Origin of the sequence: Vreelandella andesensis (genome assembly GCF_003989795.1) — a bacterium.
In the GTDB taxonomy this organism is placed as follows: Bacteria; Pseudomonadota; Gammaproteobacteria; order Pseudomonadales; family Halomonadaceae; genus Vreelandella; species Vreelandella andesensis.
Genome location: NZ_RZHG01000018.1, coordinates 193,435 through 208,513 on the forward strand (window position 1 = coordinate 193,435; position 15,079 = coordinate 208,513).

A 15,079-nucleotide genomic window follows, 5' to 3' on the forward strand; every position below is an offset into this window, starting at 1 on the left:
CGGCTCCTAGCTCTCTAACTCGATATCGATGCCCAGCGAGCGGATTTCCTTCACGAGTACGTTGAAGGATTCCGGCATGCCTGCCTGCATGGTGTGGTCGCCATCCACGATGTTTTTATACATCTTGGTGCGGCCTTCGACGTCGTCCGACTTGACGGTGAGCATCTCTTGCAGCGTATACGCGGCACCGTAGGCTTCCAGCGCCCACACTTCCATCTCACCAAAGCGCTGACCACCGAACTGCGCCTTACCACCCAGCGGCTGCTGAGTCACTAGCGAGTAAGAGCCGGTAGAGCGCGCGTGCATCTTGTCGTCTACCAAGTGGTTCAGCTTGAGCATGTACATGTAGCCAACGGTCACCGAGCGGTCAAACGCATCGCCAGTACGGCCATCGTACAGCGTCATCTGGCCAGACTCAGGAATGTCAGCAAGCTTCAGCAGATGTTTGATTTCGTGCTCTTTAGCACCATCAAACACCGGCGTCGCCATAGGCACACCGCCTTTGAGGTTTTTCGCTAGCGCAATGATTTCCTCATCGCTTAACGAATCGATATCCTCAATACGGGTTCCGGGCGTGTTGTATATCTGGCCAAGGAAGTCACGAATTTCAGCAACTTGCTGACCACGGGCGTCACGTAGCATCGCGTCGATCTTGACACCCAAACCACGGGCAGCCATCCCTAAGTGGGTTTCCAAAATCTGACCAACGTTCATCCGCGACGGTACACCCAGCGGGTTCAGCACTACATCAACCGACTCGCCCTTCTCATCAAACGGCATATCTTCGATGGGCATAATCGCCGAGATAACACCTTTGTTACCGTGACGGCCTGCCATCTTGTCGCCGGGCTGAATGCGACGCTTAACCGCCATGTAAACTTTGACGATTTTAAGCACGCCTGGTGCGAGATCATCGCCTTGGGTTAGCTTGCGCTTCTTGTCTTCAAAGCGCTCGTCCATCTCTTTACGGCGGTTTTCAAGCTGCTCATCGGCCTGGGCCAGCAGCTCGTTAAAGGCTTCATCCTGCATGCGCAGTTTGAACCACTGCTGACGTGGAAGCTCGTTAAGGTAAGCCTCGTCAAGCACATCACCTTTCGTCAGTTGCGGGCCACCATTGACGGCTTGACCTTCTAAAGTGCGCTTCAGTCTCTCAAAGGTGGCGTCCTCAGCAATACGGTAGGTTTCCTGAAGATCTTTACGCACCTCGTCCAACTGCATCTGTTCGATAGCAAGCGCACGGGGATCTTTTTCAACGCCGTCACGGGTAAATACCTGAACGTCGATGACGGTACCTTTCATACCGGTCGGTGCACGCAACGAGGTATCTTTAACGTCAGACGCTTTCTCGCCAAAAATAGCGCGTAGTAGCTTCTCTTCCGGTGTCAGCTGGGTTTCACCCTTCGGCGTCACCTTACCGACTAGGATATCACCAGGGCCAACTTCAGCACCGATATACACAACGCCTGCTTCGTCCAACTTACCCAGCGCGGATTCACCCACGTTGGGAATATCCGCAGTGATCTCTTCCGAACCTAACTTGGTATCGCGAGATACACAGGTCAGTTCCTGAATGTGAATTGTGGTAAAGCGGTCTTCTTGAACTACCCGCTCAGACAGCAGGATGGAGTCCTCGAAGTTGTAACCGTTCCAGGGCATGAACGCGATGCGCATGTTCTGACCTAGCGCCAGGTCACCCATGTCAACAGACGGGCCGTCGGCAAGAATATCGCCACGGGCCACGCTGTCACCAGGTCGCACAATGGGGCGTTGGTTCATACAGGTGTTCTGGTTCGAACGGGTATATTTGGTCAGGTTGTAGATATCAACGCCGGCTTCACCACCGATGATTTCGTCTTCATGAACCCGTACCACCACTCGACGCGCGTCAACCGAGTCGATGACACCGCCCCGACGCGCCACGGCACAAACGCCAGAGTCACGGGCAACGAAACGCTCCATACCGGTGCCTACGAGCGGCTTATCAGCACGCAAGGTAGGTACCGCCTGACGCTGCATATTCGCACCCATCAAGGCGCGGTTAGCATCATCGTGCTCCAGGAACGGAATCAGTGCGGCCGCCACCGAAACCACCTGACGCGGCGACACATCCATTAGCGTAACTTGCTCAGGACGCATAAAGGTGGTTTCACCACGGTGACGCACCTGCACCAAGTCATCGCTCAGCTTGTTGGACTCATCCACAGCAGCAGAGGCCTGGGCAATAACAAAGTCACCCTCTTCAATCGCCGAGAGGTGAACGATATCGTCCGTTACTTGACCGGAATTGACCTTACGGTACGGCGTTTCGAGGAAACCGTAACTGTTGGTGTGACTGTACGTCGCCAACGAGTTGATCAAGCCGATGTTCGGGCCTTCCGGTGTTTCGATTGGGCACAAACGGCCATAGTGCGTGGCGTGTACGTCGCGCACTTCGAAACCAGCACGTTCACGAGTCAAACCACCCGGACCGAGTGCAGACACGCGGCGCTTGTGGGTAACCTCGGAAAGCGGGTTATTCTGGTCCATAAATTGTGATAGTTGGCTAGAACCGAAGAACTCTTTCACCGCTGCCGCTACCGGCTTAGCGTTGATCAGATCTTGCGGCATCAGACCTTCACTTTCCGCCATGGAAAGACGCTCTTTAACCGCACGTTCTACACGTACAAGACCAACGCGGAACTGGTTTTCAGCCATTTCGCCAACACAACGAATACGGCGGTTGCCCAGGTGATCGATGTCGTCAACATCACCGAAGCCGTTACGAATATTGATCAGCTCGCGCAGAACATCAAGAATGTCTTTACGATTCAGCACGCCAGAGCCCGTGTCGGTATCGCGACGCAGACGGCGATTGAACTTCATACGACCGACGCCTGACAGGTCGTAGCGATCTTCGCTGAAGAACAGGTTATTAAACAGCGTCTCAGCCGCTTCTTTGGTGGGCGGCTCGCCCGGACGCATCATGCGGTAAATTTCGACCAACGCCTCAAGTGCTGAGCCTGTGGAATCCAGCTTTAGCGTATCGGAAATGAATGAACCACAGTCGAGATCGTTAGTGTAGAGCGTTTCGATGTGGGTAATACCACCCTGCGCCATGCGTTCCAGGACTTCTGGCGTAATTTCGGTATTACACGGGCAGATCAGCTCGCCTGTTTTAGAGTCGATTTGATCCTTAGCCAACGTTTTACCGAATAGGTACTCCATCGGCACTTCCAGACGTTCAATACCCGCTTTTTCAAGCTGACGGATGTGCTTCTGGGTAATACGACGCCCTTCTTCAACAATCACATTACCTTCGTGATCTTTAATATCGAAGGTAGCCGTTTCACCGCGTAAACGTGACGGTACCAGCTCAACGAAGAAGCCAGCTTTCTCGATACTAAACTTACTGGTTTCGAAGAACTCTCCAAGGATCTCTTCGGTGCTCATTCCCAAGGCACGCATTAACACCGAAGCAGGCAATTTCCGGCGACGGTCAATACGTACAAAGACGTTGTCTTTAGGGTCGAACTCGAAGTCTAGCCAAGAACCACGATAAGGAATCACTCGCGCGGAGTAGAGCAATTTACCAGAGGAGTGGCTCTTGCCTTTATCGTGATCGAAGAACACACCAGGCGAACGGTGGAGCTGAGAAACGATAACCCGCTCAGTACCATTGATAACAAAGGTACCGTTCTCAGTCATCAAGGGGATTTCCCCCATGTAGACTTCTTGCTCTTTAATGTCCTTGATTGCCTTGTTCGAAGAGTCGCGATCATAGATGATCAAGCGAACCTTGACACGCAGCGGGGCGGAATAGGTCACGCCACGCAGCTGACATTCCTTCACATCGAACGCCGGCGTGCCGAAGCGGTAGCTGACATACTCCAGCGCCGCATTCCCAGAGAAGCTTTCAATTGGGAACACGGACTTGAACGCCGCGTGCAGACCAATCTCGTGGCGCTCGTCGGGCGAACGATCTTGCTGGAGAAAGTCGTAGTAGGAATCAAGCTGGATGGCCAGCAAGTAAGGCACATCCATCACTTGGGGCAGTTTGCCGAAATCCTTGCGGATGCGTTTTTTCTCAGTATATGAGTAAGCCATCTGTATTCCCCAGCTTGTTCACCATGGGTGACCGATGCGTGGTCATCTGCCCCGCGGGCGTTTCAGACGCAGACAGCAAGCTCCTAAATCGGTAGCTCGCCGTCAAAAATCTTGATAGATAACAGTGTTACAGTAGCGCTGCTAGCGCTTCGTTATACTCGCGCTTCACAACTTACGCTTCACAACTTACGCTTCACAACAACGGTCTTACTGTTTTGCTGCTTTTTACCGCAGCCTTCCTGCCGTAACACTCATGATACAACAGAAAAAGGCCGGCAGCGGGATAAGCCCGCCGCCAGCCGTGGAAGCCTACGCAGCGCGTAAAGCCGTCGGCACAAGAATTACTTGAGCTCGACGCTTGCGCCCGCTTCTTCCAGCTTGGCTTTAGCAGCTTCAGCGTCTTCTTTAGACATTGCTTCTTTGATAGTAGCCGGTGCGCCATCAACTGCGCCTTTAGCTTCTTTCAAGCCAAGACCAGTGATTTCACGGACTGCCTTGATGACGTTAACTTTCTTGTCACCAGCAGCGTTCAGTACCAAGTCAAACTCAGTCTGTTCTTCAGCAGCTGCTTCGCCGCTTGCAGCCGGGCCAGCCATAACGGCTGCGGCGGCAGAAACACCGAATTTCTCTTCCATTGCTTCGATCAGCTCGACAACTTCCATTACGGACATGTCGGCTACAGCATTGATGATATCGTCTTTGGTCAGTGCCATTGTCTCGTTCCTAACTTTGCGGGAGCCTCGGTCGACCGAGTGCTCAGGATTCATTGCATGGTTCAAGCAGCGCTCTGCTTATGCAGCGCAAACTGCTTGCAAAAAGGCCTGCTTATGCAGCTTCTTCTTGCTTCTGATCGCGCAGGGCGGCCAGGGTACGAACCAGCTTGCCAGCGGAGGCTTCTTTCATTACCGACATCAACTTGGCAATTGCTTCGTCGTAAGTCGGTAGGGTTGCCAGACGATCGATGTCAGCAGCCGGAATCAGCTCACCTTCGTAGGCCAGCGCCTTCACTTCGAAGTTCTGATCTTGCTTTGCGAACTCTTTGAACAAACGAGCAGCAGCGCCCGGGTGTTCAGTAGAGAAGGCCAGCAGAGTAGGACCAACAAAGCTCTCGGTTAAGCACTCCCATTGAGTGCCTTCGAGGGCGCGGCGCGCCAGAGTGTTGCGAACAACACGCAACTGGACGCCATTCTCACGCGCTTGCTTACGCAGATCGGTCATTTTACCGACTGTAACGCCGCGAGAATCGGCAACTACGACGGAGAGTGCGCCCTTGGCCGCTTCACTGACCTCGGCAACAATCGCTTTCTTGCCTTCAAGTGCTAGTGGCACAGTGATCACTCCTTCGTGCCGGAACCCACAACAGGCTCCGGTGGTTACCATCTCTTCCAGTCGCTTAATAACGCTGGAAGCCTTGGGGGATGGTGCTCACCAGAAAGCGGTTTGGCTAAAAACCTCAACCAACTGGCGGCCACACCATCTGCGCAGGCGCTTTTAGGGCGATTAAGCCGTACCCTTTAAAGGTACGGCACCTGCGGTCTTTGACGATGCCCTGATTGGCTTACGCATTTTCAGGGGACCGCAAAGTTCTTGCTCGGTTCTTGCTTGATCAGTTCTTGCTTGATCAACTACTACTTGAAGCTTTCAAGTACCTGCTTATACAAACGCAGAGTGGTCGATAGTCAAACCAGGGCCCATCGTAGTGGACAGAGTGACTTTCTTAACGTAGATGCCTTTAGAGGAGCTAGGCTTAAGTCTCTTAAGGTCAGCGACCAATGCTTCTAGGTTACCCAGAACAGCGGATACTTCAAAATCAGCCTTGCCCAGCGTTGTGTGGATAATACCATTTTTGTCGGTACGGAAACGCACCTGACCTGCTTTAGCATTTTTAACCGCAGTGGCAACGTCTGGTGTAACGGTGCCAACTTTCGGATTTGGCATTAAGCCACGTGGACCAAGAATCTGACCCAGCTGACCAACCACGCGCATAGCGTCCGGAGAGGCGATTACAACGTCAAAATCCATGACGCCTTTTTTGACTTGCTCAGCCAAATCTTCCATACCAACGATGTCAGCGCCAGCTTCTTTAGCAGCATCGGCGTTAGCACCCTGGGTAAAGACTGCTACGCGTACGTCTTTGCCGGTGCCGTTAGGCATAACAGTAGCACCACGTACAACCTGGTCTGATTTACGCGGATCGACACCGAGGTTAATCGCTACATCCAAAGATTCATTGAATTTAACGGTAGACAGCTCAGCAAGCAGCGCAACCGCTTCTTCAAGGGAGTAAGCTTTGTTCGGGTCCACTTTCTCGCGAATGACTTTCGCGCGCTTAGTTAGTTTAGCCATGATCAAAGACCCTCCACGTTTAGGCCCATGCTACGAGCGCTGCCAGCGATGGTGCGCACCGCGGCATCGAGATCAGAAGCCGTCATATCTGGCTCTTTAGTTTTAGCGATCTCTTCGAGCTGCTCACGCGTCACAGTACCAACTTTCTTTTTGTTCGGCTCACCAGAGCCAGACTTTATACCCGCTGCTTTTTTAAGCAGTACGGCAGCAGGCGGCGTCTTGGTGACGAACGTAAAGCTACGATCAGAGTAGACAGTGATCACGACTGGCGTCGGCAGACCAGGCTCAATCTCTTGAGTAGCTGCGTTAAACGCCTTACAAAATTCCATGATATTCACGCCGTGCTGACCCAACGCAGGGCCGACGGGCGGACTTGGATTGGCTTTGCCTGCAGCAACCTGCAGCTTGATGTAAGCCTGTACTTTCTTGGCCATGCTAGATACTCCCGTTGGGTGATAGCGCCTTACGGCTCCCCGGTGCGTACAAAGCAGTGATTAACTGCTTCATATAATGCAGGGATGGCGTGATATACACACCATCCCACCTCTTAATTAGTTTACTCTTTTTCTACCTGAGAGAATTCAAGCTCCACAGGCGTTGCTCGCCCAAAGATCAGTACACTGACCTGTAAACGACTCTTGTCGTAATTTACTTCCTCAACAACACCGTTGAAGTCAGCAAATGGGCCATCAACAACGCGTACCGACTGACCCGGCTCGAACATGGTTTTAGGCCGCGGCTTGTCGGTACCGTCTTTCACGCGACGCAAAATAGCATCTGCTTCACGCGATGTGATTGGCGCAGGCTTTTCTTTCGTGCCACCAATGAAGCCCATTACACGAGGCGTTTCATTGACGAGATGCCACGTTTCATCAGCCATTTCCATTTCGACTAATACGTAACCTGGATAAAACTTACGCTCACTTTTACGGCGTTTACCGTCACGCACTTCCACTACTTCTTCCGTCGGCACCAGAATTTCGCCAAAGCGATCTTCCATGCCATACATCTTCACGCGCTCGACAAGCGACCGCATGACATGCTTTTCAAAGCCGGAATAAGCGTGGACGACATACCAACGTTTGGACATGAAAGCTCCTAACCAATGACGCCGGACATCGCCCAGCCAAGAAGAGTATCAATCAACCATAACATCAACCCCACCACTACTACTGCCGCCAGCACGATGGCCGTGGTCTGAATAGTCTCGGGTCGAGTCGGCCATACAACGCGCTGTATCTCTTTCTTGGCGCTTACGGCAAGCTCTACTAAATCGCGACCTTTAGCAGTGGTCAGCGCGATCAGACCCGCAATCGCACACAACACCACCACACCCAATACGCGGTAGAGCAGGCCAATATCAGCGAGATAGGTATTACCAACAACTGCAACAACAAGCAGCGCCACAACCGCCGCCCACTTGAGCCCGTCATGGCGCGACTGTTGCACCTCTTCGCCATGTTTTACGGAACTAGGCTTCATAAAAACGAGACTCCCAAGGGTGCAGCGAGCGACAAAGGAATTCTAGAAAAGACATACCAACCTGGGGAAGGTTGGCAGGCCAGGAGGGAATCGAACCCCCAACCTGCGGTTTTGGAGACCGCTGCTCTGCCAATTGAGCTACTGGCCTGTATCGTCTTGCGCACGAATGAATAAGCACGTGCACAACAGCGGGCGTCATATTAGCGAAAAACATCCCGTATGACAACCCTTAGCACCCATCAAAACTGACAAGTGAAAACAAAAAAAGCGAGCGCTGCTCGCTTTTATGCAATATGGAGCTCATGGACGGAATTGAACCGTCGACCTCACCCTTACCAAGGGTGTGCTCTACCCCTGAGCTACATGAGCTGAATACATCAAACTGGAGCGGGCGGCGGGAATCGAACCCGCACCATCAGCTTGGAAGGCTGAGGTTCTACCATTGAACTACGCCCGCTGAACTTGCCTTTAGAATGACAATCCAGTGTACGAGATTCTGTATCTAAGCCCGCTTACCGGCCTTTCATTCCCAAGCAATGAACAGCTCATTGCTCGATAAAAACTGGTGGAGAGGGAAGGATTCGAACCTTCGAAGCTTTCGCGGCAGATTTACAGTCTGCTCCCTTTGGCCACTCGGGAACCTCTCCAGCTGTGGCGGCACATTATGCCAGCCTCCAAGACTGTGTCAAGCCTACAAACCTTTCATATATCGAAGTTTGTTTGCTTTTCAAAGCTTAAGCGCTGCCACCTAACGTGACTTACGCCTTGGAACGCGCTGCATTTTGTCAAAGCAGCATTGAGAATGCAAGGCTTGCACGGATTTTTTCTAACGAAACCGGCTCAAGCACTCCAGGAGCCCCTGACATTTTTCCAGCGCGCTCAGCAAAGGTCAGCGGAAAACTGGCTTCCAATCCCCCGTACACCATATCCGGCCATACCGCATGGGGCACTTGAACACCGCGCGAAATCACCCTGGCATCACCACCGGTCAATAGCACCGGCAACGCGATCCCCTGCTGATCGCATACCTCGCTGTAAATTCGATTAATCGCACTGACCGCCGCCATGTAGATACCATGATTAACAGCATCTACCGTACGCCGCCCCGGTTCCAATAACGCATCAGTTTCACTTTCGGGATCAATCGCTACATTTCTAGTGCCTAATTTGAGGCTCTCTTTCATCAATCGTAGCCCTGGCACGATAAATCCACCAAGATGAACACCGCCAGGCAACACAAAATCAATAGTGATTGCACTACCGCAATCGACTGCGCAGCAGCCTCCCGCCAACTGATAGCCTGCCAGCGCGCCCATCCAGCGGTCCACGCCCAATCGCCCTGGCTCCTCATAGCCATTAACCACACCTAACGCTTCAACCGTAGAACGCGCTACATATACCTGACGCACTTGGCGACGCAGCAACGCTACGGTTTCCTCTAGCACGGCAGCTCTAGCGACACTAGAAATGCGCACCGCTTCTACTACGTCAAGATTCGGAATATCTGCCCCTGGTCGCCACTCCTCCCGTGTCCACACAGCACCTCGTGAACGTATTTCGCTACTTTCGGCATCTTTTAACCGCCATTTCGAAAGCGTATTGCCGATATCCAAATCCAAAATCATAGGCGCCTGCGTACACTGATCTCACCGCCCGACAGGCGTCGCGAGTGATCATTTTCGGTAACCCATAGATTACCACTCTCATCTACTTTTCCAGCCACTGCATCACTTGTTCGCTCACCCTGAATAATACGGATCGGCAACCCTGCGTAGGCGTGACGGTCATTCCATTGGTCTCGCCAAGGGACAAACCCTTCACGTTCGAAATCCGCCAGCATATCCAGCAAGCCAGCTACCATATCAGCGGCTAGCTGATTTCGCGAAAGGCCCGATTTAGCATCAAACAACGCTGCCACAGGCTGATCAATAGTGGCACGCAGGCTATCGGGTAGCGACAGATTCATACCGATGCCGATAACCACCTCACAGGGACCTGCTGCGTCCCCAGTGACTTCAATCAAAATGCCAGCCAATTTGCCAAGCTCACTGTCTTTTTCAGCTAACAAAATATCGTTTGGCCATTTTAATTTTGGTGAAACCCCGTACTGCTCGAGCACTTGAGCCACTACCACACCTACCGCTAAGCTCAATCCTTCCAAGGCGTTAACGCCAGACTCAAAACGCCATCCAAGTGAAAGCATCAAGCTTTGTCCCCATGGGGTAGACCATATTCGCCCACGACGGCCACGACCTGCGGTCTGTAGTTCGACAAAACATACCTCGCCGTGCCCTGCCCCCTGAACAAAGCGCTCACGCACATATTCATTGCTAGACGGCAGTTGGTCTTCAATAAATAGTCGGGTTAAGAGATGGCGAGCATTTGCTGGCAAGCGCTCTACAATTTTTGCTCCCTCAAGAGGCTCTAACGGATAGGCAAGACGATAACCTCGACCTTTGACAGCCACCAGCTCAACGCCCAGTGCGTCTAATTTTTTTAGCTGTTTCCATACGGCGGCCCGGGAAACGCCAAGCGCTTCGCCTAGTTGCTCACCGGAATGAACCTCGCCATCACTTAACAAACGCATCAGGTTACCGATGGTCATGTGCTTGCCCCAACTGGGAAAACGCCTATCTTAACGGAAGCACCGCAGAAGCGAAAACTGCAGCGTTTAGGTTATTGACTTGCACCTTTATTTAAGACAGTGCTGGTAGTGACCCGCCCCCAGACCCTATAATGCCGCCCTATTTTTCTAGCAGGATCGCGTCGTGATCGAGAATCTTCGCAACATTGCCATCATCGCCCACGTTGACCACGGTAAAACTACCTTGGTAGACAAGCTATTAAGCCAGTCTGGAACGCTCGACCGAAAGGCCGAAGGCCAAGAGCGCATCATGGACTCCAATGACCAGGAAAAAGAGCGTGGCATTACCATCCTGGCCAAAAACACTGCTATACAATGGCAAGATGGCAACGGTGAGGATTACCATATCAACATCGTGGACACCCCCGGTCACGCCGATTTTGGCGGCGAGGTTGAGCGGGTTATGTCCATGGTGGACTCGGTACTGCTTCTGGTAGACGCCGTTGACGGCCCTATGCCGCAGACGCGCTTCGTTACCCAGAAAGCATTCGCCCAGGGCCTGAAGCCGATTGTGGTCGTTAATAAAATTGACCGCCCCGGCGCTCGCCCTGATTGGGTTATCGACCAGATATTTGATCTGTTTGATAATCTGGGCGCCTCCGACGACCAGCTTGACTTCCCAATCATCTACTGTTCAGCGTTAAACGGCATTGCTGGCATGGACCCCGATGAGCTGGCCGACAACATGGACCCTATGTTCCAGGCGATTGTTGATATCGTTGAACCGCCTGCGGTTGAGATCGATGGCCCATTCCAGATGCAAATCTCCGCACTGGATTACAACAGCTACGTGGGCGTTATTGGCCTTGGTCGTATCAAGCGTGGCTCAGTGAAGCCTAACCAGCAAATTTCGGTAATCAGCGTTGATGGTTCTACCCGTAAGGGTAAGATCGGCCAAGTCATGACCCACATGGGTCTTGAGCGCGTCCAAACAACGGAAGCTACCGCAGGTGATATCGTCTGTGTTACCGGCATTGAAGACCTAGCGATCTCTGACACGCTGTGTGATCCAGCCGCCATTGAGGCTTTACCGCCGCTATCAGTTGATGAACCGACCGTTTCGATGACGTTCCAGGTCAATGACTCACCGTTCGCCGGCAAAGAAGGCAAGTTCGTCACCAGCCGCAACATTAAAGATCGTCTGGAGCAAGAACTGATCCACAACGTGGCACTTCGCGTGGAGCAGGGCGAAACACCTGAGAAGTTTAAAGTATCTGGCCGTGGTGAACTTCACCTGTCAGTACTGATTGAAACCATGCGTCGTGAAGGCTTTGAGCTGGCGGTGGGTCGCCCAGAAGTTATCATTAAAGAAATCGACGGCGTTAAGCAGGAACCTTACGAAGAAGTCATCATCGACTGTGAAGAGCAGCATCAAGGCTCGATCATGGAAGAGCTTGGCTACCGCAAGGGCGAGATGACCAACATGAACCCCGATGGTAAGGGTCGTGTTCGTTTGGACTTTATCATTCCGGCACGTGGCTTGATTGGCTTCCGTGGTCAGTTCTTAACCTTGACCTCCGGCACCGGCATTCTGACCAGCCGCTTTGATCACTACGGTCCGCTAAAGCCTGATGCTTCAATCGAGCGGCGCAATGGTGTGTTGGTCTCCATGGTTGGCGGCAAGGCGCTTGCTTATGCGCTTTACGCTCTGCAAGAACGCGGCAAGTTGATTATCGATCACGCCACTGAAGTCTACGAAGGCATGCTGATTGGTATTAATAATCGTGCCAACGACATGGTCGTTAACCCGACCAAAGGCAAGAAGCTCGATAACATGCGTTCAACAGGTAACGATGAAAACATCGTGTTAACGCCGCCGATCAAGTTCACTCTTGAGCAAGCCATCGAATTCTTGGATTCCGATGAACTGGTAGAAGTGACACCTAGCCATATTCGCCTGCGTAAGAAGCACCTGACTGAAAACGAGCGTAAGCGTTCTAGCAAGAAGTAAACCTTTGTTAGGCAAGTCCTCAGAAGCCCGCCATTGAGCGGGCTTCTTTTTTATGGCTTTTGACAACGAACGTCCTCAGCTCATTTCCTGGCACTGTATCCCCCTCACGTCCCGCGCCACACGCCAAGCCGCTTCATAAACGCAGCCTTAACGCTAGCAGGCTGGAAAGCGTAGGCGTTCTATCGCAGAGTATCGCTACTATCAGTTCGCCCTCAGGCTATTGGCAACCTACAATTCATACAGGTGTTTGGATATTTACCCCAATCCTTGCACCACGACATGGACACTCCTCCACATGAGCGGTCATAACGTCTGGACTCACAAAGGCACATTTTTGCTAGCGGCGGTTGGCTCAGCGGTTGGCTTGGGCAACCTCTGGCGCTTTCCCTATCTCACTGGAGAAAACGGCGGCGGCGCATTTATATTAGTTTATGCGCTCACTATTTTTGCCGTTGGCATTCCCATTCTGATTGCTGAAACAATGCTTGGGCGAACCAGTCGTCAAAGTCCTATTATGGGTATGCGACACTTAACTAAAACCCATAAGACTTCCCGTGCCTGGGAATCTATTGGTTGGTTGGGCGCTGCTTCCGCCTTTTTGATTTTAAGTTTTTATTCGGTCATTGCTGGCTGGGCGCTGCACTACACATGGTTGATGCTAACCGGCTCCTTAGTCGGTGCCGATGCGCAAACGATAAGCGCTGGCTTTGATGCGCTGCTAGCATCTCCGGGCCTGATGACGCTTTATCACACGCTGTTTATCGCTTTCTCCGCATTAATTGTCGCCATGGGCATTCACAAAGGAATTGAATCAGGGCTGCGCATTATGATGCCAGCGCTGTTTGTTATTCTGATCGTGGTGCTTATCTACGGCATCATTAATGGCGACGTAAGAGCAGCAGCACGCTTCCTGTTTACCTTCAATATTGCCGATCTCAGCTTAGAAGGTTGGTTACATGCGATGGGGCAATCCTTCTTCACCCTGAGCCTTGGAATGGGCGCTATCATGGCCTACGGGGCCTATATGTCTAGCGAAGCCTCACTAACCCGTACCGCTATCGCCGTTGCATTTGTAGATACCGCCGTTGCCATGGTGGCAGGGCTGGCAATTTTCTCCCTGGTATTTGGCGCGGGGCTCGAAACCGGCCAAGGCCCTGGCCTTATGTTTGTCACTCTGCCGCTAGCGTTTGCCGACATGCCGTTTGGTGCATTGGTGGGCGGGGTATTCTTTATTCTGGTGCTAGGGGCAGCGGTTAGCTCGTCTATTTCGTTGATAGAACCAGTCGCAGCCTTTCTGGTTGAGCGTTTTGATATGACCCGCCCCCAAGCCGTCACTATTATGGTCATTGCAGCTTGGGCAATGGGCTTACTGACAGTGGTGAGCTTCAACGTATGGGCCGAAGGGACAATTTTCCACGCCCTATTTGGCCGCAGCGCTTTTGAGTTCATTGAACTGTTGACCAATATCTTTATGCCTCTGGGCGGGCTGTTGATCGCGCTGTTCGCAGGTTGGGCACTGACCCAAAGCGAGGTCATGAAAGAGCTTGGCACCAACATTACCTGGTTTAAAACCTGGCGGATTCTGGTGCGTTTTGTTGGCCCTGCTGCCGTGTCGTTCGTATTTTTACGCACCATTCCCCAGGTGGAAGGCTACGTAATCCCAACCCTCGGCGCAGTGTTAATTGTGGGTGCATTTGCCTTGGGTCAGCGGCTGCGTAAATCTGCTGCCTAATATAATTCTAATAACGCAGGCGGCCTGTAGGCCGCCTGCGTCGCGAGGACACGATGACTCCCCTTATCGAAGTACAACACGTCAACAAAGCTTTCGGCGGGCTGCACGTTATTAATGACTGCTCAATCCGTGTTGAAAAAGGCTCTATTACCGGCATGATAGGCCCCAACGGGGCGGGGAAATCCACTCTCTTCAACCTAATTGCGGGTGCACTTACGCCAGATAACGGCCGTATTCTATTGGATGGCGAAGACATTACCTCGCTAAGCGCCGATCAACGCTTTCACAAAGGCTTACTGCGCACCTTCCAAATCGCCCACGAATTCAGCCAGATGAGCGCACTGGAAAACCTGATGATGGTGCCTCCCAATCAAGCTGGGGAACGTCTGTTTAATACTTGGTTTAAGCCAGCCCTGGTGCGCAGACAAGAGGCTGAGGTACGCCACCGTGCACTAGAAGTGATTGAGTTTGTTGGCTTGTACCACGTACGAAACGAGCTTGCGGGCAACTTATCGGGTGGCCAGAAAAAACTGCTCGAACTTGGCCGCACCATGATGACCGATGCCAAAGTGGTGTTATTAGATGAAATTGCCGCCGGCGTAAACCGAACGCTACTTGGCGACTTAATGGGCAACATTGAGCGTTTAAATCGTGAAATGGGCTATACCTTTCTGGTAATTGAGCACGATATGGATATGATTTCGCGGCTATGCGACCCGGTGATTGTGCTGGCCCAAGGCAGCGTCATGGTTGAAGGTTCAATTGAAGAAATACAAAACAACCCGGCCGTTATCGAGGCGTATTTCGGCACGGATGCCGCCTGACAACACAGTGCCTGAAA

12 protein-coding genes and 4 tRNA genes are annotated in these 15,079 nt (G+C 52.3%); 3 read left to right on the forward strand and 13 right to left on the reverse strand.

The genetic code is table 11. The features are described 5' to 3' along the window. Positions 1-6 precede the first annotated feature (6 nt). The 13 genes from rpoB to ELY33_RS09125 all read right to left on the reverse strand — a co-directional run bounded on the left by rpoB (position 7) and on the right by ELY33_RS09125 (position 10,516). Positions 7-4,083: a DNA-directed RNA polymerase subunit beta gene (gene rpoB / locus ELY33_RS09065; RefSeq protein WP_126946969.1), complete on the reverse strand. Its 4,077-nt coding sequence runs from the start codon at positions 4,081-4,083 to the stop codon at positions 7-9. 341 nt (positions 4,084-4,424) lie between these two features. Continuing rightward, a complete protein-coding gene (rplL, locus tag ELY33_RS09070; protein ID WP_126946972.1) occupies positions 4,425-4,796 on the reverse strand; it encodes a 50S ribosomal protein L7/L12 in 372 nt (123 codons plus the stop codon). A 112-nt stretch (positions 4,797-4,908) separates the two neighbouring features. Continuing rightward, the gene (rplJ, locus tag ELY33_RS09075; protein WP_126946975.1) at positions 4,909-5,412 is read right to left on the reverse strand and encodes a 50S ribosomal protein L10; all 504 of its coding nucleotides are present in this window, start codon (positions 5,410-5,412) and stop codon (positions 4,909-4,911) included. Between the two features lie 324 nt (positions 5,413-5,736). Next, positions 5,737-6,429: a 50S ribosomal protein L1 gene (rplA, locus tag ELY33_RS09080; protein WP_126946978.1), complete on the reverse strand. Its 693-nt coding sequence runs from the start codon at positions 6,427-6,429 to the stop codon at positions 5,737-5,739. A gap of 2 nt (positions 6,430-6,431) precedes the next feature. Continuing rightward, entirely contained in the window at positions 6,432-6,863 is a 432-nt protein-coding gene (rplK, locus tag ELY33_RS09085; RefSeq protein WP_009098963.1) for a 50S ribosomal protein L11, read from the reverse strand. A gap of 122 nt (positions 6,864-6,985) precedes the next feature. Next, positions 6,986-7,519, reverse strand: a complete 534-nt coding sequence (nusG, locus tag ELY33_RS09090) for a transcription termination/antitermination protein NusG (protein ID WP_126946981.1) — start codon at positions 7,517-7,519, stop codon at positions 6,986-6,988. A gap of 8 nt (positions 7,520-7,527) precedes the next feature. Then, on the reverse strand, positions 7,528-7,911 hold the full coding sequence (secE, locus tag ELY33_RS09095) for a preprotein translocase subunit SecE (protein WP_126946984.1): 384 nt from the start codon (positions 7,909-7,911) through the stop codon (positions 7,528-7,530). Between the two features lie 72 nt (positions 7,912-7,983). After that, positions 7,984-8,059, reverse strand: a tRNA-Trp gene (locus ELY33_RS09100). 146 nt (positions 8,060-8,205) lie between these two features. Continuing rightward, positions 8,206-8,280: transfer RNA gene (locus ELY33_RS09105), tRNA-Thr, on the reverse strand. Between the two features lie 14 nt (positions 8,281-8,294). After that, a tRNA-Gly gene (locus ELY33_RS09110) sits at positions 8,295-8,368 on the reverse strand. A 106-nt stretch (positions 8,369-8,474) separates the two neighbouring features. After that, a tRNA-Tyr gene (locus tag ELY33_RS09115) sits at positions 8,475-8,558 on the reverse strand. A gap of 138 nt (positions 8,559-8,696) precedes the next feature. After that, positions 8,697-9,536, reverse strand: a complete 840-nt coding sequence (locus ELY33_RS09120; RefSeq protein ID WP_126946987.1) for a type III pantothenate kinase — start codon at positions 9,534-9,536, stop codon at positions 8,697-8,699. Further along, positions 9,533-10,516 (reverse strand): biotin--[acetyl-CoA-carboxylase] ligase, encoded by a 984-nt coding sequence (locus tag ELY33_RS09125; RefSeq protein ID WP_126946990.1) that lies wholly within the window; start codon positions 10,514-10,516, stop codon positions 9,533-9,535. Before ELY33_RS09125 ends, ELY33_RS09120 begins: the two co-directional genes overlap by 4 nt. 163 nt (positions 10,517-10,679) lie before the next feature. On the opposite strand from ELY33_RS09125, the gene typA reads away from it, so the two are divergent. From typA to ELY33_RS09140, 3 genes are all read left to right on the forward strand, one after another. Further along, positions 10,680-12,506 (forward strand): translational GTPase TypA, encoded by a 1,827-nt coding sequence (gene typA / locus ELY33_RS09130; protein ID WP_126946993.1) that lies wholly within the window; start codon positions 10,680-10,682, stop codon positions 12,504-12,506. Positions 12,507-12,801: 295 nt separating this feature from the next. After that, positions 12,802-14,238 carry a sodium-dependent transporter gene (locus tag ELY33_RS09135; RefSeq protein ID WP_126946996.1) on the forward strand — a complete coding sequence of 479 codons (1,437 nt, stop codon included), beginning with the start codon at positions 12,802-12,804 and terminating at the stop codon, positions 14,236-14,238. A gap of 53 nt (positions 14,239-14,291) precedes the next feature. Beyond that, positions 14,292-15,062: an ABC transporter ATP-binding protein gene (locus ELY33_RS09140; protein WP_126946999.1), complete on the forward strand. Its 771-nt coding sequence runs from the start codon at positions 14,292-14,294 to the stop codon at positions 15,060-15,062. The last annotated feature ends 17 nt before the right edge of the window (positions 15,063-15,079 follow it).

Bases quoted from the DNA above. Each gene is read 5' to 3' on its own strand.
- rpoB (WP_126946969.1), bottom strand. From the start codon at position 4,083: ATGGCTTACTCATATACTGAGAAAAAACGCATCCGCAAGGATTTCGGC.
- rplL (WP_126946972.1), bottom strand. From the start codon at position 4,796: ATGGCACTGACCAAAGACGATATCATCAATGCTGTAGCCGACATGTCC.
- rplA (WP_126946978.1), bottom strand. From the start codon at position 6,429: ATGGCTAAACTAACTAAGCGCGCGAAAGTCATTCGCGAGAAAGTGGAC.
- rplK (WP_009098963.1), bottom strand. From the start codon at position 6,863: ATGGCCAAGAAAGTACAGGCTTACATCAAGCTGCAGGTTGCTGCAGGC.
- nusG (WP_126946981.1), bottom strand. From the start codon at position 7,519: ATGTCCAAACGTTGGTATGTCGTCCACGCTTATTCCGGCTTTGAAAAG.
- secE (WP_126946984.1), bottom strand. From the start codon at position 7,911: ATGAAGCCTAGTTCCGTAAAACATGGCGAAGAGGTGCAACAGTCGCGC.
- ELY33_RS09120 (WP_126946987.1), bottom strand. From the start codon at position 9,536: ATGATTTTGGATTTGGATATCGGCAATACGCTTTCGAAATGGCGGTTA.
- ELY33_RS09125 (WP_126946990.1), bottom strand. From the start codon at position 10,516: ATGACCATCGGTAACCTGATGCGTTTGTTAAGTGATGGCGAGGTTCAT.
- ELY33_RS09135 (WP_126946996.1), top strand. From the start codon at position 12,802: ATGAGCGGTCATAACGTCTGGACTCACAAAGGCACATTTTTGCTAGCG.
- ELY33_RS09140 (WP_126946999.1), top strand. From the start codon at position 14,292: ATGACTCCCCTTATCGAAGTACAACACGTCAACAAAGCTTTCGGCGGG.